The sequence below is a fragment of the Streptomyces sp. NPDC050121 genome (assembly GCF_044460385.1).
Taxonomy (GTDB): domain Bacteria; phylum Actinomycetota; class Actinomycetes; order Streptomycetales; family Streptomycetaceae; genus Streptomyces; species Streptomyces soliscabiei.
The window spans coordinates 246,135-264,671 of sequence record NZ_JBITJV010000006.1 but is presented as its reverse complement, the minus strand read 5'-3'; the positions used below and the strand labels follow the sequence as shown (position 1 = coordinate 264,671).

Genomic DNA, 18,537 nt, shown 5'->3' with positions numbered 1-18,537 from the left:
CTCCGCCGGTTTACACGCGGACGGACGGCTTTGGCTGCGATGGGCAGTCGACCGACTGCGGGTGCGTCGTGGCTGGTCGCGCCGTTCCCCGCGCCCCTTTTAGAGCGCTGCGTCGAGGTCCGCGAAGAGCAGCTCGCCGTTGATTGCGGCTCCGGCTCGGTAGCCGCGGCTCGCGGCGTTCACGACCTGCTCGGCGAAGCCCGAGGCGTTGCCCGCCGCCCACAGTCCGGGGACCGTCGTCAGGCCCCGTCCGTCGACCACGGGGTACGTCCCGAAGGGGGTTTCGGTGGTCTCGGCGCCCAGCCGGGTCAGCAGGTCCGTCTGCGGAACCGCCCGGGGCGCGACGAACAGCACCTCCCGGTCGTACACCCGGCTGTCCGTGAGCCGGACCCCGGTGAGCCGGTCGTCCTCGACGACCAGATCGGCCACCTCGCCGGGGACGACGTGCACGCCGGCCGCGGCCAGCCTGCGCAGGTCCTCGTCGGTCAGCTCCTCCTCGCCGACCGTGTGCAGGAAGAGGGTCACGTCCTTCGACCACTGGGTCACCATCAGCGCCTGGTGGACGCTCATCGGGGTCGTGGCGAGCACGCCGAAGGCCTGGTCGCGGACCTCCCAGCCGTGGCAGTACGGGCAGTGGACCACGTCCCGGCCGAAGCGCTCGGCGAGGCCCGCGACCGGCGGCAGCTCGTCCTTCAGTCCGGTCGCGACGACGAGCTGCCGGGCGTGCGCGGTCCGGCCTCCCCCGGGAAGGGCGCCCTCGGCGAGCCGTACGGCGAAGTCCTCACCCCTGACGGCGTCCACCACCCGGTCGTGGATCAGCTCCACGCCGTACCGCGCGATCTCCGCGCGGCCGGCGGCGAGGAACTCGGCGGGCGGCATCCCGTCCCGCGACAGATAGCCCTGCATGTGCGCGGCGGGCGCGTTGCGCGGCCGGCCCGCGTCGACGACCAGTGTCCGGCGCCGGGCCCGGCCCAGGACGAGCGCGGCGGACAGGCCGGCCGCGCCGCCGCCGACGACGATCACTTCGTACTTCTCGGTCATGGTGACCACCTCCGCCGCCACGCTCGCCGGACAGGTGCGGGATTGACAAACCTCTTTGCCGGTTCGGCAATATGGAGGCATGACTGCCGATGACGTTCTCGCGGAGGTCGGGCCGAGGCTCAGACGGATCCGGAAGGAGCGGGAGGTGACACTCGCGGCGCTGTCCGAGTCGACCGGGATCTCCGTCAGCACCCTCTCCCGACTGGAGTCGGGGCTGCGCAAACCCAGCCTGGAGCTGCTGCTGCCGATCGCGCAGGCCCACCAGGTGCCGTTGGACGAACTGGTCGGCGCGCCGCCGGTGGGCGACCCCCGGGTGCGCGCCAAGCCGCTCGTACGGCACGGGCGCACCTTCTGGCCGCTGTCCCGGCAGCCCGGCGGACTGCAGGCCTTCAAGGTGCTGGTGCCCCAGCGCGAGGAGCAGCCGGAGCCGCGCACCCACGAGGGCTACGAATGGCTGTATGTGATGTCCGGGCGGCTGCGGGTGGTGCTCGGCGAGCACGACGTGGTGATGACGGCGGGAGAGGCCGCCGAGTTCGACACGCGCGTGCCGCACTGGTTCGGATCGACGGGGGAGGGTCCGGCCGAGTTCCTGAGCCTGTTCGGGCCGCAGGGGGAGCGGATGCATGTGCGAGCCAGGCCCCGGCAGGGGTGACGGAGGCGACTCTTGCGCCGTTGGCTGTTCCCTCCCGGCAAGCGACCGCTTAGTATGCAATCGACCCCGGCGGAACACGCCGGTCGGACGACGCAGTCCCGTGGAGGCTCCGCATGCAGGCATGGCAGGTGCACGAGAACGGCGAGCCGGGCGAGGTGATGCGGCTGACGGAGGTGGAGCGGCCCACGCCCGGCGAGGGCCAGGTCCTGCTCAGGGTGCGTGCTGCGAACATCAACTTCCCGGACGTGCTGATGGCCCGGGGCCACTACCAGGTGCGGCCCCCGCTGCCGTTCACCCCGGGCGTGGAGATCTGCGGCGAGACCGAGGACGGCCGCCGCGTCATCGCCAACCCGGCCCTGCCGTACGGCGGTTTCGCCGAGTACGCCGTCGCCGACGCGGCCGCCCTGCTGCCCGCGCCCGAGCCGCTGGACGACGCCGAAGCCGCCGCGCTGCACATCGGCTACCAGACGGGCTGGTTCGGCCTGCACCGCAGGGCGCGCCTGGAGGCGGGCGAGACCGTGCTCGTGCACGCTGCCGCAGGAGGGGTCGGCAGCGCGGCCGTACAGCTCGCGAAGGCGGCGGGCGCGCGGGTCATAGGCGTCGTGGGCGGGGCCGGCAAGGCGGCCGTCGCCCGCGAGCTGGGCTGCGACGTGGTCATCGACCGGCGGGCCGAGGACGTCGTCGGCGCGGTGAAGGAGGCCACCGGCGGCCGGGGCGCGGACGTGATCTACGACCCCGTCGGCGGCGACGCCTTCACCCAGTCCACGAAGGTCGTCGCCTTCGAGGGTCGGATCGTGGTCGTCGGCTTCGCGAGCGGGACCATTCCGAGCCCCGGGCTGAACCACGCCCTCGTGAAGAACTACGCGATCCTCGGCCTGCACTGGGGCCTGTACAACACCAAGAACCCCAAGCTGGTCCAGCACTGCCACGAACAGCTCACCGAGCTGGCCGCCCGGGGCGCGATCGCGCCGCTGGTCAGCGAGCGCGTGCCGCTCGACGGCGCCGCGGCCGCCGTGCAGCGGGTCGCCGACGGCGTCACCACCGGCCGTGTCGCCGTGCTGCCCACGCTGCGGAACGGAGCCACCGCATGACCGTCGACGCAGCCGAACTCAAGCGCCGCACAGCCGAGTTGCTGGCCGCGCACCCGCCCACCCGTCTCCCGCCACCGCCCTCAACCGAGGGCCCTGCGGGCCCGCTCCCCCTGTCTGCGACCACGGACCGGCTGGACTTCCTGAAGGCCCGTTTCGACGCGGGGCTCGCCTGGGTCCACTACCCGGAGGGCCTCGGCGGTCTCGGCGCGCCCCGCTCCCTCCAGGCCGTCGTGGACGCCGAACTGGAGGCCGCCGGCGCCCCCGACAACGACCCGCGCCGCATCGGCATCGGCCTCGGCATGGCCGCGCCGACGATCCTGAAGTACGGCACCGCGGAGCAGAAGCAGCGCTTCCTCAAGCCGCTGTGGACGGGCGAGGAGGTCTGGTGCCAGCTCTTCAGCGAGCCCGGCGCCGGCTCCGACCTGGCCGCGCTCGGCACCCGGGCCGTGCGGGAGAGCGGGGGAGAGTGGGTCGTCAACGGGCAGAAGGTGTGGACGTCCAGCGCCCACCTGGCCCGCTGGGCCATCCTCATCGCCCGCACCGACCCGGACGTGCCCAAGCACGCCGGCATCACCTACTTCCTCTGCGACATGACCGACCCGGGCGTCGAGGTCCGGCCCCTGCGCCAGATCACCGGCGAGGCCGAGTTCAACGAGGTCTTCCTCACCGGCGTCCGCATCCCCGACTCCCGCCGGCTAGGCAAGGTCGGCGACGGCTGGCGGGTCGCGCAGACCACGCTCAACAACGAACGCGTCGCCATCGGCGGCATGCGCCTGCCCCGCGAGGGCGGCATGATCGGCCCCGTCTCCAGGACCTGGCGCGAGCGCCCCGAGCTGCGCACCCACGATCTGCACCAGCGGCTGCTGAAACTCTGGGTGGAGGCCGAGGCCGGCCGGCTCACCGCCGAGCGCCTGCGCCAACAGCTCGCCCTGGGCCAGCCCGGCCCCGAGGGCGCCGGCATGAAGCTCGCGTTCGCCCGCCTCAACCAGGAGATCAGCGGTCTGGAGGTGGAACTCCGCGGCGAGGAAGGCCTGTTGTACGACGACTGGACGATGCGCCGCCCGGAGCTCGTGGACTTCACCGGCCGGGACGCCGGGTACCGCTACCTGCGCTCCAAGGGCAACAGCATCGAGGGCGGGACCAGTGAGGTCCTGCTGAACATCGTCGCCGAACGCGTCCTGGGCCTGCCGTCCGAGCCGCGCACCGACAAGGACGTCGCCTGGAAGGACCTGTCCCGATGAGCGCACAGCCGGATCTTCTCTACTCCGAGGAGGAAGAGGCGCTGCGGTCCGCCGTCCGGGACCTGCTCGCCGACCACTGCGACGCGCCGGGCGTCATCGCCCGCACCGAGTCCGACACCCCGCACGACCTGGCGGCCTGGAAGGCGCTCGCCGAGGGCATGGGCCTCGCGGGCCTGCTGGTGCCCGAGGAACTGGGCGGCCAGGGCGCCACGCATCGCGAAGTCGCCGTCGTGCTGGAGGAGTTGGGCCGCGCTGTCGCCCCGGTGCCGTATCTGACCAGTGCCGTGGTCGCCACGGAGGCGCTGCTGGCCGTCGGGGACGAGGAACTGCTCGGCCGGCTGGCGTCCGGGCTGACCGTCGGCGCCCTGGCGGTCGCACTGCACACCGCCCCGGGCGCGCCCTTCAAGACCGTGCACGTCGAAGGAGGCGTCCTCCAGGGGGAGTTGACCGGCATCGCGGACGCCGCCGCGGCCGACGTGCTGCTCGTGCCGGCCGACGACGGCGGACTGTACGCCGTGGACGCGCAGGCCGTGACCGTCACCCCGCAGGTCGCCTTCGACCTGACCCGCCCGCTCGCGACGGTCGCGCTCGCCGGCGCCCTGGGCCGTCGCCTCGGCGACGCCGGACCCGCCGTACGCCGCGCCCTGCGGGCCGGAGCCGGGCTGCTCGCCTCCGAGCAACTCGGGCTGGCCGACTGGACGTTGACCGAGACCGTGCGCTACCTGAAGGAGCGCAAGCAGTTCAACCGGCCGGTCGGCGGCTTCCAGGCGCTCAAGCACCGGCTCGCCCAGCTGTGGCTGGAGGTCGTCAACCTGCGCGCCGCCGCCCGGGGCGCGGCCGACGCCCTCGCCACCGGCCGGGACGTCGACATCGCGGTGGCCGTCGCCCAGTCCTACGCGGCAGCAGTCGCCGTGCACGCCGCCGAGGAGGCGCTCCAACTGCACGCCGGGATCGGCATGACCTGGGAGCACCCGATCCACCTGTACCTCAAGCGGGCCAAGGCCGACTCCATCGCCTACGGCACGGCCGGCGCCCATCGACAGGCGCTGGCCGCACTGGTCGATCTGCAGGCCCCCTGAGAGCCTGTGTCACCCGGTGAAGCCCGCCCCACCTGGGGCGGGCTTCTTCGTGCGCCTGCGCGGAAGGAGTGAACACACGACGGCGGTCCGGCCAACTCCTGGCAGGTACAGGTTCCTTGGCGCTCGGACCGACTCATACTCCCTGTGGCTCGGACCCGCCCCACAGGGAGGAACAGCATGGCCCTCATCACCCGCCGCAGAGCTCTCACCGGCTTCGGCGCCACCCTCGCCGCGGTGCTCGCTCCGCCGGCCGGCAGCGCGTTCGCCGACGGACAGCACCACGGCCCCCGGCCGTTGTGGCGCGCCCACGCCCACAACGACTACGAGCACCCCCGCCCCCTCCTCGACGCGCTCGACCACCGCTTCGGCAGCGTCGAGGCCGACATCTTCCTCGTCGACGGCGAACTCCTCATCGCCCACTCGGCGGACGAACTCGACCCGACCCGCACCCTGGAGTCCCTCTACCTCGCCCCGCTCGCCGCCCGTGTGAAGGCCAACCACGGGTCGGTGTACCGGGGCCAACGGCAGCCGCTGCAACTGCTCATCGACATCAAGACCGAGGGCTCCTCCACCTACCTCGCCCTGGACGAGCAGCTCTTGCGCTACCGGCGGCTGTTCACGACGTACGCGCACGGCCGCGTCCACTCCGGCCCGGTCACCGCCGTCATCTCCGGCGACCGCGCGGCCCGTACGCCCATGGAGGCGCAAGCCCGCCGCCGGGCCTTCTACGACGGCCGGCTCACCGACCTCGGCGCCTCCGAGGCGTCGTTCGCCTCGCTGATCAGCGACAACTGGACCCTCAACTTCACCTGGCTCGGCGTCGGCGCCTTCCCCGCAGCGGAACGGCAGAAGCTGCGCGGGATCGTCGACGCGGCCCACGCGCGCGGGCAGAAGGTGCGGTTCTGGGCCACGCCCGACCTCGCCGGCCCCGCCCGGGACGCGCTGTGGAGGGAACTCCTCGCCGCCGGCGTCGACTACCTCAACACCGACGACCTGGCCGGCCTGGAGGCCTTCCTCGACGCCCATCGGACGGCATAGCGCCACGGCTTCGCCGCCACCTGTTCGGCACCACCGGCGAACACCGCTCGTCGACACCACCCGTTCGGCGGACAGGGCAGCCGCCCGGACGAACCCTCCGTTACGCCACACTTGCGGCCGAACGCCGCGAAAGCGGACGTGGCGGAGGAGGTTGACGGTGGCCATTTCGATTTCCGCGGTGCTGTTGCTGCTGCTCCTGGCGGTGATCTTCCTGCGCAACGGCGGACTGAAGATCTCGCACGCGCTGGTCTGCCTGCTGCTCGGGTTCTTCCTGGCCGGCACCAGCGTGGCTCCCACCATCCACAGTGGCCTCACGGCGACGGCCGACATCGTCGGCAGCCTTCGACCGTGAGGCCCCGCGGGGTCACCGGGGTTACTTGGTGAAGACGCCGATGCCGTTCGCCACCGGGCGCTCATAGCCGTCGGACGGGTGGTTGCGGACCGTCACCCTGGTCGCCCCGGCCGGGCGGGCCACCAGAGTCGACGAGCCGCCGCCGTCCAGGCTGAAGCCCTCGGTCGCACCGAGGCTCTTCAGGGCCGTGGCGACCTCGGCGATGGTCAGGCCCTTGCGGTAGGCGACGGCGCCGTCCAGCGCGAACAGGAGCACGCGCTTCCCGCCGTTGCCGATGCCGACGGCCGTCCGCACGGCCGAGACCGAGGTGTTCAGACCGGACAGCGGCTTCCCGCCCGCGAGGACCGGGTAGCCGCCGACGGCGAAGCCGTACGCCGACTGCGACGCCGACGACAGCCCGTACCGCACCGCCACCCGCTGGCCCTTGACGAGCTTCTTCAGGCGCTGCGCGCCCGCCTCCCGCCCGACCAGGACCGTGGTGCCGGCCGCGATGGTCCCGCTGCCGGGTGTGGTCGACGTCGAAGCGACCCGGCCCTTCCTGAGCACCACCTCGTAGGTGCTGGTGCTGCACTCCGCGGCCCGTTCGGTGTCCGTGCCGCAGGTGGCCCGCTTGCGCGAGACGCTGCCCCAGTCCGAGGTGTACGCGCCGACGGAGTTCTCCGGCAACGCGTACTGGTTGAGGCCGCCCAGCGGCAGCCGCCGCCCGAGGGTGCTGAACGTCCCATTGAGGGACAGGCTGTCGATGCGGGCGCTGCCGTCGGCGCCGACGCCGACGACGGCCCCGGTGTCGGTGCCCGGCGGCAGGGCGGGCCCGAACCGCTGCGCGTTCGGGACCGCGCCTTTGAGCGCCCTCCCGTTCACGATCGCGGGACCCACGCTGGCCCCGGTCGCCGCGACGCCGGGGTGCTGCGTCTCGGAGATGTTGAAGAAGTCGCCGTTGATGCCGGCGACGGCCTTCTGGTCGTCGGCCAGCGAGGAGATCGCCGCGCGGGCCGCGACCGCGCCCGGATACAACAGCCCCAGCCGCACGTGGGTGTTGGTGAGGTCGACGCTGAGCACATGCACATGCGTCGTCCCGGCGGCCGCCGACAGGTCGTACTGGCGGTACGCCACGCCCGCCGCCACGGTGGTCCAGGTCGCGGCCTCGGCCGGGATCGCCCCCGCGAAGGTCGCACCGGCCACGGTGCCGAGTGCGACGAGCAGCGTCAGCGGTTTTCGGCGTACCCCGCACCGATTCTGATGTGATGTCACAGACCCCCCTGGGTAGTTCAGTTCGGCCGCAACTCTCTCACGACCTGCGGGAACACCCGCCAAGAGGGTGGGCGCGATGCCACGGGAACGGGTGAGAAAACGCACGAATGCGGGTGTCCCCGCCCCCCGTTCCGCAGCGCCGCCCCATCGCGTGTGCTAATGCGTGTCCGACAGGCTCTGGGCGTACGGGGTGAAGTGGGCCGGGGGGTGGTCGATCGGGAGGTTCGGGCGCCAGGCGGTGAGGGACTGGGCGCTGCATACGAACAGGGACGGCGGCAGGTGGTCCAGGGAGTACCAGCGCCAGTCGCCGACGCGCTCACCCGGCTGGTCGGCCGGCTCGCCCGCCCAGTCGGTGACGACGGCGCCGACCGTCATCCGCACCACACCGTCGACCCGGTCGAGGAGCGTGCCCAGCAGGCGCACGTCCGACGGGTCCGCCCGCAGCCCGGTCTCCTCCCGCAGTTCCCGCACGACCGTCTCCGGGAGGGACTCCCCGGGTTCGACCGTGCCGCCCGGCAACTCCCAGGTGCCCCGGCGGTGGCGGCCCAGGAGCAGTCCGCGGGGGCCGTACAGGATGGCGCCGACGCCGAGCGCCGCGTGTGCGACGGGCGGGAGGTTCGTGCGGGGGCGGGCGCGGACACGCAGCGGGCGCCGGGCCCGAAAGACGCGGTAGGAGGCGCGGTTGGCCGGGTCGGGCGCCGTCACCGGCACGACGTCCTCGACGCGCAGCCCGTGCTCGGCGAGCAGTTCCTCCCACACCTCGGGGGCGGGCACCCACATGCGGACCGTCGTCTCGCCGCCGCCCGCGAACCGCAGCGTCTCCGGCCGGGCGACGAGGTCCGAAGAGGGCCCGTCCCCCCGGGAGTTGGTGTGCAGTACGGAGAAGCACAGTGTTCCGCCCGGGGCGAGCGCGGTAGCCAGGGCGGGGAACAGCCGTCGTGGGTCGATGAAGGGGACGGCGTTGACGGAGTAGACGACGTCGTAGGGCCGCGCGGTCCGCAGGTGTGCGACGGCGTCGGCGTGCACGAGCCGTAGCCCGGGCAGGGAGCCGTACCGGGCCCGGGCGCGTGCGATCTGGCCCGGCGCGGAGTCGACCGCGTCGACGATCGCCCCGTGCGCGCGCACGAGCCGGGCGGCGTGCCGGGCCGTGCCGCAGCCGAGGTCCAGGACGCGCCGGCCCGTCAGCTCGCCGAGGAACGTCTCGTCCGGCCCCGAGTCCGGGAACCCCCAGTCGATCCGCTCAGCCTCCGGCAGGACCGTCCCGCGCTGGAGATGGTGTGCGGCGTAGGCCTGCCAGGCGTCGGCGTTGACCGACTCCGGCCCGTCGCCGAGGGCGTCGTCGGCAGTGTCGTCGGGGGAGTGGGGGCGGGGCATGGGCGGGGCCTTTGGGGTGGGCGGTCGGTCGGTGCTCGTCGGCCGGGTGATTCTTACCGGCCCGGCGCCCCGGGATGCATGACACAGGCGCTCAGTGCACGGGATGCCTGCTGAGGATCGACACCCGGTTGAAGGCGTTGATGGTGACGGCCACCCAGATCACCGCCGAGAGCTGGTCGTCGGTGAGGACCTGCCGGGCGTCGGCGTACGCGGCCTCCTGTGCGGCGGCGTCGGACGGCACGGTGGTCGCCTCCGCCAGCGCCAGGGCCGCGCGCTCCGGGGGAGTGAAGAGATCGGTGTCCCGCCAGGCGGCGAGGACGCCCAGCCGGCGGGTGTCCTCCCCCGCCCGCAGGGCGGCGCTGGTGTGCACGTCCAGGCAGAACGCGCAGCCGTTGAGCTGGGAGACGCGCAGGTTGACCAGTTCCACGAGGGTGCGCTCCAGACCGGCGTCGGCGGCGGTCGCCCGCACGGCCTCGGACGTCTGGACCAGGGCGTGGTAGGCCTTGGGGCTCTGCTTGTCGATGAAGATCCGTCGAGTCACAGTTGAATATCAAACCACTCATGGGCCGGGGTGTCCGCCCGACCCGGGCGGCGGCCGCCATGGCGAGCCGTTCGCCCGGGAGGGGCGTGCTGCTCAGCGGTGACAGGTGGTGAGGCCGGGCCGCCAGGGGCAGGCGAGGGCGGCGAATCCACCGTTGCCCACGACGTCGACGTCGAGTGTGTCGCCGCCGCGCAGCACGCGACGGTCCTGGACGAGGCCGTCGGCGCCGTCCCTGATCGTCTCGAGCAGCCACCGTCCGGAGCCGATGGACAGCGGCACCCGCGCGGTGTGGGCCGCGCCCGCGAACACCCCGCCGAGGAACCAGCGGTCGCCGCTGCGCCGGGCCAGTACGGCCTGCTGCCCCGGCTGTCCGGCGAGCAGCCGGGTGTCGTCCCAGGCGGCGGGGACCTGGTCGAGGAAGCCCCGGGCGAGCGGCCGCACGTCGTAGGACTCCGGGGTGCCCGCGAACATCTGCAGCCCCGACTCGTAGACGACGGTGAGCCCGACCTCGGCCGCGTCGGAGTTGGGGCGCAGGCCGACCCGCTGGAAGGCGCCGGGGGTGAAGTCCATGGAGCCGATGACATTGCGGGTGAAGGGCAGGGTGGTGAGATGGGCGGCGGTGTTGGTGCGTTTCTCCTCGCCGCCGACGCCCTCCAGGGTCATCACCTGCGGCCAGGTGCGCTGGATGCCCTTGGGGATCGTGGAGCCGTGGAAGTCGACCATGAGGTGGTGGGCGGCCGTCTCCGGGAGGATCGAGTCGTACCACTGGAGCATGGACTGCGCCTCGGAGTTCATGAAGTCGATCTTGACGCCCTTGACGCCCCACCGCTCCAGGGTGGGCAGCCACTGGGCGCGTTCCTCGGGCGTGTCGAGGTCGCGCTGGTGGATCCAGACGACGATCCCGACGCCCTTGGCGCGGGCGTACTCGACGAGTTCGGGCATCCAGCTGGTGGTCTGCCAGTCGGGGTCGGTGACGTCCCACTCGTCCTTCTTGAAGTACCAGCCCGAGTCGACGGCCTCGTAGGGCCAGCCCCGTTCGGCCGCGTAGTCGACGTACGCCTTCTGCGCCGCGAGGCTCTGACCGGCCGGACGGCCGCCGGCCAGCCAGGTCCACAGCACGGTGCCGGGCCGGATCCAGGAGGGGTGCGGGACCTTGGAGGCGGGGGCGAGGTCGTCGGTGAACGTGGACCGGGTGACGGTGGCGAGGTCGCCGGTGACCATGGCCCGCCAGGGTGTGGCGAGGGGCCCGTCGGTGCGGACCCGGTCGTCGGCCAGCCGGATCCGGTACGCGCCGGCGCCCTGGGTGTGGGCGAGCCGGGCGCCCGAGTAGGCGCCGGTGAGGTCGGACTCGGCGAGCAGGGTGTAGCCGCCGGGAGTGGCGAAGAGCGCCTGGTCGGAGTAGTCGTTGGTGGGGGCGCTCGCGGCGGTGTACTGGGCGAACTGGCCCTCGTTGTCGACCCGGTAGGTGCTCAGCCAGGAGCTCGCGTCCGACGGCAGGTTGAACGCGGAGGTCTCGCCGAGCACGTCGCCGTACCCGGCGGGCAGGACGTAGCGGTAGGCGATGCCGTCGGCGGAGGCGCGCACCACGAGGTCGAGGCGGGCGCCGGCGGCGGTGGCGAACGACAGCCGGGTCTCGTTCATCCGGACCGTGCGGTCCAGGCGTTTGCCGGACCTGGCCCGGTATTGCTCGTCGACCCGCTTGTCCTTGCGGTGCAGAAAGCGCAGACCCTGGGACAGGTCGGCCTGTTCGGTGACGATGCCGACGGGCGACGGCTCGATGACGGTACGGCCGTCGTGGGACACCGCGAGGCTCAGCGTGCCGGTGGTGTCGTCCAGGGATATCCGCGCGCGGGGTGCGTGTGCGGCCGTGGAGACGGCCCAGACGTGGTCCTGCTGGTCGTGGTCCTGCTGTTCGGCCCGTGCGGGCCCGGTCGTGAGGAGCGCGGCTACCAGTCCGGCGCAGAGCGCGGCGGCCGCGGTTCTGATCGGAACAGCCATGAGAACCCTCCCTGTCGATGAGGTGGGGCGGAGTGTGCGGCCTGTCCGCCGGTCTCTACGGCAGTCCCCAGGCCGGACCCGGTTCGCTGACGGCGACGGGCGCGACGACGAGGTCGGGCCGGGAGCCCGAGTGGACGAGCACCTCGCGGCCCTTGGGCAGGTCGATGGCGAGGGTGCCGTCGGCCAGGATGTGGGTGCGGGCCGGGCTGCCGTCGTCGAGGAGCACGGTGAGGGCGCCGGTGAGGCCGTGCCGGAGCTTGAGCGGCGCGCCGGCCAGGCTCCTGATCCGGATGAACCGGGTCTTGCCCGCCTTGCGGACGGCACTGACCAGGAACGCGCCCTGGGTGCGGAAGTCGTGCAGGGTGACGTCCCCCCAGTCGGACGGGACGGCCGGGAAGACGCGGATCACGCCGCCCCAGCTCTGGCAGAACATGTCGTGCAGGGACTGCGAGGCGGACAGCGGGGTCTCGATGACCGGACCGGCCTCGGTGTAGTGCGTGTTGGCCTGGCAGGGGTAGCGGGTGGTGGTGTCGAAGAACTTCCGCAGATAGCCGATCGCGGTGTCGCCGTCGCCGGTCATCGCGTAGAGGGAGGCGGCGCCGGTGTAGCTGTAGCCGCGGTGCGCGCCGGTCAGCGCGTGCCAGCGCACCACGGACCTGGTGATCAGGTCGCGGCTCTCGGGCTGGTCCCAGTTGACCAGGTACAGCGGGTACACCATCAGCAGGTGCGAGTAGTGCCGGTGGGACTGCGCGTACGGGGTGTCGGCGCCGATCATGAAGCCGTTGTCGTCGACCGGGTACGGCGTGAGCCGGGCCAGCACATCCCGCCAGCGGGGGATCAACTCCTCGTCGACGCCCAGCAGTTCGGCGGACTCGATGAGGGTCTGACAGCCCCAGCGGATGAGTGCCAGGTCGTAGTTGGTGTCCTGCGGGGGCACGACGGGGTACTCGGGAGAGAGCGTGCTGGGCAGATGCAGCCTGCCGTCGCTGCCCGGGGTGAGGAAGTGCAGGTAGTAGGCGATCGCCCGGCGCAGCACCGGGTGGATCGTGTCGCGCAGCAAGGAGGTGTCCATGGAGTGCCGGTAGGACAGCCACACGTTGTGCAGCGCCCAGGTGAGGTCGCCGGTCTCGGCGCCGGTGCCCGGGCGGCCCACCTCCCGGTTGCCGAACATGTCGGAGCTGCGGCCGATGCCGGAGCTGTCCGCGCGGTAGGCGGCGGGCACGTTGGCGATCAGCTGTTCCTGGTTCTGCCGCAGGGTACTGGCGAGCGAGTCGAGTTCGGGGTGGTTGGAGCCGTGGATGAGCCAGTACTCCAGCTGGACGTTGAGGTTCCACCACACCGCGGGCCACGGGGTTGGCTCCAGCCAGGGTCCGGAGGTGGCCATCACGGGGCCGCCCGCGCGGCTGGCGGAGGCTGCCTTGTAGAGCTGGATCCAGTGGAAGCTCTGCAGCCGCCGGTCGGGGAACGACACGAAGCTCTTCGGGTAGAACGAGTGCCACCAGCCGGTGTGACGTCGCCGGAGGGCGCTGTACGACGCGGCGCGCCGCAGGTTGCGCAGCGAGTCGGCCTCGGCGGCGGTGTCGGAGGGGAAGCTGTGCCCGACGCTGACGAGGAGGTCGTCGCCGCTGCGGCGGTACGCGGTGGCGGTCTGCCCGCCGCCGCTGAGTGGCTGGAGAACCTGCTCGGTGCCGTCGGCGGCGGTCCGGGTGGTCCAGGCGGGATTGGCGGTGTAGCCGGTGGGCGGGGCCTCCTGGATCTTCCGGGGGCTGATGGCCTCCTCGGGGTGGAAGGTCCAGGTGACCCGTTCGCCGCCGCCGGCCGTGACCCGGGCGGCCAGGACCTCGTCGTGGATGAGGGCGGAGAGGGTGAGGGTGCCGGCGGTGGTGGTCACGGTGCCGGTGAGTTCGGCGTTCCACAGGCTCAGTCGCCAGTCGACGGCGGTGATGGTGCCGACCGGGTCGAGTGTGAGGTGTCCGACCGGCAGCCGGCAGGTGCCCCAGCCGCTGCCGAACTGCGGCCGGTGGTCCTGGACCCGGCCGTGCTGGACGGTGAAGCGGATCCGGTTGGCGCCCGGTTCCTGGTAGATCATGCTGCCGAGCAGCCCGTCGCCGAGGAACGGACCCTCGTACCAGCGGGTGGGCAGCCTGGTCCACAGCAGGTCCTGGTCGCGCAGGAACCTGCTCCAGGCGCCGTCGGTGGTCATGGTGGAGCTGAGCTTCCAGGGGCGTTTGCCGCCTGCTGAGGACGGCTCGGCGTGGGCGGTCCCCGGCAGGGCTGTGACTGCCGCTCCGCCGAGCGCGGTGCCGAGTACGGCTCTGCGAGGCACGGGTAAGCGCTTCCCCGGTTGCGAGGTCATCATCGTCCTCCAGATCTGACAGGCCATCAGTACAGGGAATACATCGGGTGTATCGGGGACCGTAGGCAGGGGTTCAGGGACCTGTCAATGGTTCAAGTCCTTGACTCCTCCGATGTATTGAGGTTGCCTGCTGGTATGTACCTGTCTGGGTGGGCGTGGGGCCGTTGGCCCTCCACGGTTGCTGTGATCCCGGGCGGGAGGGTCGAGATCTGCGGAGCAGGAGGGCGTGGACGCCGTCATGGCCGACGCGGAGCGTCGCGGTCCGATCGGGCGGTCCGGGCACCGCCTCACCGGTTCGGCCCATCGTTCGCCCATGCCTGCGGGAGTATCGATCGGGTGACTCGGGCGGTGAGTTCCTTGGTGATGCGGTCGAGCATGAAGGCCGACGACTCATGGGCGCGTTCTTCCCAGGCGAAGACGCAGGCGGTGGCTACGCCGTCGAAGTCCAGCTCGCGCAGGGTGCCGAAGAACGCGGTCCAGTCGACCTCGCCCTGGCCGATGTCGAGGTGCTGGTGGATGCGGGCGGGGGTGCCGGGGCGTTCTCCTCGCAGAAGTCGTCCGGGTGGGCCTCCAGGTTGAGGGCGATGCCCTCGCGCTCGAAGAGGGGCAGCAGTTCCTCCAGCGACCGCCAGAACGCGGCCTCGCTCGCCGCGGCGTGCTCGGGGCGGCCGTTGAACTCCGAGTTCATCAGGGGGCATTCGAGATCCGAGGCGATCTCGATCATGCGCTTCCAGTAGCGCACGGCCGCCTGCCGTTCGCTCTCGTCGGGCGAGGACCACTTGTACAGCGGCAGCACGGAGGACAGCTGAACGCCGTGCGTGCGCAGGGAGTTCTTCAGCTCGGCGACGCGCTCGTCGTCGGCGCGCGGATGCAGGAAGAACGGCATGAAGTCCTCGCGCGGCGAGAGCTCGATGTACTCGTAGCCCAGTTCGGCGACGGTGCGCACCATGGCGTCGAGGGGCAGGGCGCGGAACATGTACGGGGCCAGGGCGATTTTCCCGCGGCGCCTCCGTAGAACGCGGGACGGGGCTTGAGGTCGGTGGCGACGCCCGCGATCCACTCCCGGAACTCGGTGTCGAAGGCGTCGGCGAACCGGCCCACCCAGTCCGTGAGCACCTCCGTGCTGTGCTGCCCGGCGCTGCGCACGCCGACCGCCGCGGGGTCGGGCAGCCGGACCAGGCCGTCCTCGCCGACCGCTTCGCACTGGATGTCGTAGCCGTACCGGCAGTTGACGAAGACCCCAGGGTCGATGCGGACGCCCTTGGCGGTCTCGAAGAGCATCTGATGCCGATCGGGCTGACCACCGTCCGACAGGACGCGGTGCTCCTCGCGGAACGCGCGGTGCGGTTCGCGGTGGAGCGGCTGGAGAACCCCGAACTGGCTCCGCGGGAAGCGGTGTTGGAGCCGAAACTGGTGGTGCGCGCCTCCAGTGGCCCGCCGCCGGAGGGCGCGGCCTGAGGTCAGGGGCGCGGCCTGAGGTCAGGGGTGCGGGCCGGCAGCGCGGGTGCGCTGCCGGCCGGTCACCTCGCATGGTCCGCTGGGCGCGGGACCCGAAGCAGACGGTCTCGGACCCGAACGTAGCGAACACCGTCGGCCCGGCTCCCTGACGCCACAGGCCGTGCTCGTCGGCTTCCAGGCCCCGGCGCTCGCGATACCAGGCGCTCAGGGCCGCCGGGTCGGCGGCCCGCAGTACCCACCGATTCAAACACACGTTCCCTGCCGCCATCCTGCCAGGACGGCGCTCGGGCGGCCGGGGGAGCAGGTCACCCGGGGGCATCAGGGGGGCATCCGGGGGTCCCCGCCGCCTGTCGGCCTCGACGCCCGAGGGGCACCGCCTCAGTCCGTGCGGGTCGGGATACGAAGTTCCACCGCAAAGCCGCCGTCGGCGGTCGGCCCCGACGCGAAGGTTCCGTGCAGGAGCTCGGCGCGTTCCCCGAGGCCGACGAGCCCCTGCTGGGAGCCGGGGAGGGGAAGCGAGGGGCGGGTCGGCGGTGTGTTGGTGACGGTGACGCCGATGGTGCCGGCCTCGTGCCGGAGGTGGACGGTCGCACGGGCGCCGGGGGCGTGCTTGCGGACGTTGGTGAGGGCTTCCTGGACGGTGCGGTAGACGGCGCGCTGCGCCGGGGTGCCGATGTCCGGCGGGAGTTCGCCGGTCAGGTCCGTCGGGATGCCGCTGGTGGTCACGAGCTGGTGGAGGTCGGCGAGGGTGGGCTGCGGGGTGAGCTCGGTGGCCCGCCCGCCCGAGGCCCGCAACAGGGTGACCATGTGCCGCAGTTCGTCGAGGGTGTCGACGCTGAGGGTGCGGATGGTCCGGGCGCCCTCCCTGGCGCCCGGGTCGGTGGCGGAGACCTGGAGGGCGCCCGCCTGCACCGCGATCAGACTGACCTGGTGCGAGACCACGTCGTGCATCTCCCGGGCGAGCTGGGCGCGTTCGCGGGCCAGCACGGCCTGCGAGTGCAGCAGCCGCTCGTGCTCGCGGGCCTCTTCGATCTCCTCGAGGCGACGGGCCAGGTCCCGGCGAGCCTGCACGAGTTGCCCCAGGAAGACCGGGGCCGCGGCCGTGGCCAGCATGTAGAAGAAGTAGACGACCGTCCAGGTGCGATCACGGGAGGCGAGGTCGTCCAGCGGCCGGGGAGCCGCGGAGGCGAGCGCGAACAGCACCGCGCAGACGGTGAGCAGACGACGGTCGCGGGAGCGCTCGGCCAGCGTGAACAGGGCCGCGAACGGGGCGAACACGATGTCCAGCATCAGTGCGCCAGGAAGCATGAGCAGGAACACCGGAAGCGGGAAACGCCGGCGGAACGCCAGTGCGGCACAGCCCGCGGCGGCCACCCCCAGGGCGAACGCCGACTCTTCCTCCAGGCTGATCAGGAGGTCCGCGAGCGCGACCGCGACGACCACCGCGTCGACGACCGGGGCGGGAACCCGGGTCCACCAGGTCTGCGGCGAGCTCATCGGCTGGACTCCGGGCGCCGCCGGCCGTCGTCGAGCAGCCCGGCCCGCTGGGCGAGCAGCGCCGCCTGCACCCGGCCGGCGACGCGCAGCTTGGTGAGGATCGCGCTGACATGGTCCTTCACCGTGCCCGCGCTGAGGTGGAGGCGGCCGCCGATCTCGGCGTTGGACAGTCCCTCCGCGATCAGCACGAGGACCTCGCGTTCGCGCTCGGTGAGCCGTCCGACCCGGGCGGCCTCGACGTCGTCGTCGGCCGTCGCTCCCGGGTGGCTCTGCCACACTGCACGGGACGCCTTCGGTGACATCACCACCCCGCCCGCCACCAACGTCCGTACCAGCTGGGCGAGTTGGTCGGGCTCGGTGTCCTTCAGCAGGAAGCCGGCCGCGCCGGAGCGCAGCGCGGTCAGGATGTACTCGTCGGCGTCGAACGTCGTCAGCATCGCCACCACCGGCGGCTCGGGCAGGGCGCGCAGCTCCCGCAGTACGGTCAGCCCGTCGACGTCCGGCATCCGGATGTCGAGGAGCACGACGTCGGGGCGCTCCCGCCGTACGGCGTCGACGGCCTCGGCGCCCGCCGTGGTCGCGACGACCTCGATGTCGCCGGCCGCGCTCAGGATGAGCTTGAAGCCGGACCGCACCAGGGCCTCGTCGTCGACCACCATCACCCGGATCACGTGAGTTCCGCCTTGCTGTCGTTGCGCGGGGTCCAGGGCCGCACGTCGCTGTCGATTGTCGCTGCTTTCGACCGTAGAGCGGACCACGCCCGGTGGGTCGGCCGGGCGGGACGCTCCCGCCACCCGGGGGGAGGGTTCCAGCCGGACGGGGGAGCAGCGGGGCCGCGGCCCCGCCGGGTGGCGGGGTGGGACCGGACAGGTGCCGGATACTCCGGGTCCGGGCGGCTCTCCAGCCTGGAGACATGACCCAGAACGCAGACGACACGGTGCTCACCACGCCGATCACCGAGCAGGCCGCCGAGCAGGCCGCCGAGCCGGCCGCCGCGAGGGCCACCGCGTCGGCCACCGCGTCGGCCGCTCGGCAAGGCGACCAAGCCGGCCGAGTGGGTGCGATGAGCGCATCGCCGGGCGGCGGCCAGGAGTACTGGTGGCTGGCCATCGCCGTGGCCGTCGGCGTCCTGGCGGTCCTGCGCCCCGACCTGTACGCCTCCGCCACCGAACAGTTCGTCGTCGCCGTCGTCGGACACCGTTGACGGACCCGCGCCCGCCCCGGACACACCACAGGAGCAACCCCCGTGCTGTTCAACCCGCTGCCGAACCCGCATCAGCGTTCGCGCCCCGCCGGCCCGGCCAGGATCCTGCTGACCGCCGCCGTCGCGACGAGCCTCGCCGTCGCCGGACTGACACTCGTCGCCGTCACCGACTCCGACGCCCGCCCCGTGGGGCGGAAGACCCACACGGTCGTCGTCTACGCCGACGGCGACTGCAGGGCCCGACAGGACAAGACGCAGCAGCCGTGGGAAAGCACCGGCCCGTGACACGTGACACGTGACACGTGACACGTGACACGTGCCGCGGGCCGAAGGCCTCTGCCATCACAAGACGCCGCGCATCGGC

Annotated in this window: 17 protein-coding genes and 3 pseudogenes; 9 read left to right on the top strand and 11 right to left on the bottom strand. The window is 72.5% G+C overall.

Features of this window, described 5'->3' with window-relative positions; genetic code table 11:
• Positions 1-99: 99 nt before the first annotated feature.
• The gene (locus ACIBTS_RS12315) at positions 100-1,041 is read right to left on the bottom strand and encodes an NAD(P)/FAD-dependent oxidoreductase (RefSeq protein WP_399318757.1); all 942 of its coding nucleotides are present in this window, start codon (positions 1,039-1,041) and stop codon (positions 100-102) included.
• 79 nt (positions 1,042-1,120) lie between these two features.
• On the opposite strand from ACIBTS_RS12315, the gene ACIBTS_RS12310 reads away from it, so the two are divergent.
• The 6 genes from ACIBTS_RS12310 to ACIBTS_RS12285 all read left to right on the top strand — a co-directional run bounded on the left by ACIBTS_RS12310 (position 1,121) and on the right by ACIBTS_RS12285 (position 6,494).
• Positions 1,121-1,693, top strand: coding sequence for an XRE family transcriptional regulator (locus ACIBTS_RS12310; protein WP_319673460.1), 573 nt, complete (start codon positions 1,121-1,123; stop codon positions 1,691-1,693).
• A gap of 113 nt (positions 1,694-1,806) precedes the next feature.
• Positions 1,807-2,784: an NADPH:quinone oxidoreductase family protein gene (locus tag ACIBTS_RS12305; protein ID WP_399318755.1), complete on the top strand. Its 978-nt coding sequence runs from the start codon at positions 1,807-1,809 to the stop codon at positions 2,782-2,784.
• On the top strand, positions 2,781-4,025 hold the full coding sequence (locus tag ACIBTS_RS12300; protein WP_399318753.1) for an acyl-CoA dehydrogenase family protein: 1,245 nt from the start codon (positions 2,781-2,783) through the stop codon (positions 4,023-4,025). Before ACIBTS_RS12305 ends, ACIBTS_RS12300 begins: the two co-directional genes overlap by 4 nt.
• A complete protein-coding gene (locus ACIBTS_RS12295; protein WP_399318751.1) occupies positions 4,022-5,104 on the top strand; it encodes an acyl-CoA dehydrogenase family protein in 1,083 nt (360 codons plus the stop codon). Before ACIBTS_RS12300 ends, ACIBTS_RS12295 begins: the two co-directional genes overlap by 4 nt.
• A 177-nt stretch (positions 5,105-5,281) precedes the next feature.
• On the top strand, positions 5,282-6,142 hold the full coding sequence (locus ACIBTS_RS12290; RefSeq protein WP_399318749.1) for a phosphatidylinositol-specific phospholipase C/glycerophosphodiester phosphodiesterase family protein: 861 nt from the start codon (positions 5,282-5,284) through the stop codon (positions 6,140-6,142).
• A gap of 157 nt (positions 6,143-6,299) precedes the next feature.
• On the top strand, positions 6,300-6,494 hold the full coding sequence (locus ACIBTS_RS12285) for a hypothetical protein (RefSeq protein WP_319677462.1): 195 nt from the start codon (positions 6,300-6,302) through the stop codon (positions 6,492-6,494).
• A gap of 21 nt (positions 6,495-6,515) precedes the next feature.
• Here ACIBTS_RS12285 and ACIBTS_RS12280 read toward each other — a convergent pair whose 3' ends face one another.
• The 7 genes and pseudogenes from ACIBTS_RS12280 to ACIBTS_RS12250 form a co-directional block, all read right to left on the bottom strand.
• On the bottom strand, positions 6,516-7,745 hold the full coding sequence (locus ACIBTS_RS12280) for a phosphodiester glycosidase family protein (RefSeq protein WP_399318747.1): 1,230 nt from the start codon (positions 7,743-7,745) through the stop codon (positions 6,516-6,518).
• Positions 7,746-7,901: 156 nt separating this feature from the next.
• Positions 7,902-9,119: a bifunctional class I SAM-dependent methyltransferase/NUDIX hydrolase gene (locus tag ACIBTS_RS12275; RefSeq protein WP_399318746.1), complete on the bottom strand. Its 1,218-nt coding sequence runs from the start codon at positions 9,117-9,119 to the stop codon at positions 7,902-7,904.
• Positions 9,120-9,210: 91 nt separating this feature from the next.
• A complete protein-coding gene (locus tag ACIBTS_RS12270) occupies positions 9,211-9,660 on the bottom strand; it encodes a carboxymuconolactone decarboxylase family protein (RefSeq protein ID WP_399318744.1) in 450 nt (149 codons plus the stop codon).
• A 93-nt stretch (positions 9,661-9,753) separates the two neighbouring features.
• On the bottom strand, positions 9,754-11,658 hold the full coding sequence (locus ACIBTS_RS12265) for a glycoside hydrolase family 97 catalytic domain-containing protein (protein WP_399318742.1): 1,905 nt from the start codon (positions 11,656-11,658) through the stop codon (positions 9,754-9,756).
• A gap of 55 nt (positions 11,659-11,713) precedes the next feature.
• Positions 11,714-14,014, bottom strand: coding sequence for a glycosyl hydrolase family 95 catalytic domain-containing protein (locus ACIBTS_RS12260; RefSeq protein ID WP_399318740.1), 2,301 nt, complete (start codon positions 14,012-14,014; stop codon positions 11,714-11,716).
• A 287-nt stretch (positions 14,015-14,301) separates the two neighbouring features.
• A pseudogene (locus tag ACIBTS_RS12255) lies at positions 14,302-14,990 on the bottom strand (sugar phosphate isomerase/epimerase family protein).
• Positions 14,991-15,013: 23 nt separating this feature from the next.
• Positions 15,014-15,307: pseudogene (locus tag ACIBTS_RS12250) on the bottom strand (inositol 2-dehydrogenase); the annotation flags it as partial.
• Here ACIBTS_RS12250 and ACIBTS_RS12245 point away from each other — a divergent pair.
• Complete coding sequence (locus tag ACIBTS_RS12245) at positions 15,299-15,472, top strand: substrate-binding domain-containing protein (protein ID WP_399318888.1); 174 nt, start codon at positions 15,299-15,301, stop codon at positions 15,470-15,472. The pseudogene ACIBTS_RS12250 and the gene ACIBTS_RS12245 sit on opposite strands and share 9 nt — an antisense overlap.
• Positions 15,473-15,542: 70 nt before the next feature.
• Here ACIBTS_RS12245 and ACIBTS_RS12240 read toward each other — a convergent pair.
• From ACIBTS_RS12240 to ACIBTS_RS12230, 3 genes and pseudogenes are all read right to left on the bottom strand, one after another.
• Positions 15,543-15,740, bottom strand: a pseudogene (locus tag ACIBTS_RS12240) (hypothetical protein); the annotation flags it as partial.
• A 110-nt stretch (positions 15,741-15,850) separates the two neighbouring features.
• Positions 15,851-16,969, bottom strand: coding sequence for a sensor histidine kinase (locus ACIBTS_RS12235; RefSeq protein WP_399318738.1), 1,119 nt, complete (start codon positions 16,967-16,969; stop codon positions 15,851-15,853).
• A complete protein-coding gene (locus ACIBTS_RS12230; RefSeq protein ID WP_399318886.1) occupies positions 16,966-17,628 on the bottom strand; it encodes a response regulator in 663 nt (220 codons plus the stop codon). Before ACIBTS_RS12230 ends, ACIBTS_RS12235 begins: the two co-directional genes overlap by 4 nt.
• Before the next feature lie 254 nt (positions 17,629-17,882).
• Here ACIBTS_RS12230 and ACIBTS_RS12225 point away from each other — a divergent pair, with 254 nt between their 5' ends.
• Positions 17,883-18,173, top strand: coding sequence for a hypothetical protein (locus tag ACIBTS_RS12225; protein WP_399318737.1), 291 nt, complete (start codon positions 17,883-17,885; stop codon positions 18,171-18,173).
• Between the two features lie 42 nt (positions 18,174-18,215).
• Positions 18,216-18,458 (top strand): hypothetical protein, encoded by a 243-nt coding sequence (locus ACIBTS_RS12220; protein ID WP_399318736.1) that lies wholly within the window; start codon positions 18,216-18,218, stop codon positions 18,456-18,458.
• Positions 18,459-18,537: the final 79 nt, after the last annotated feature.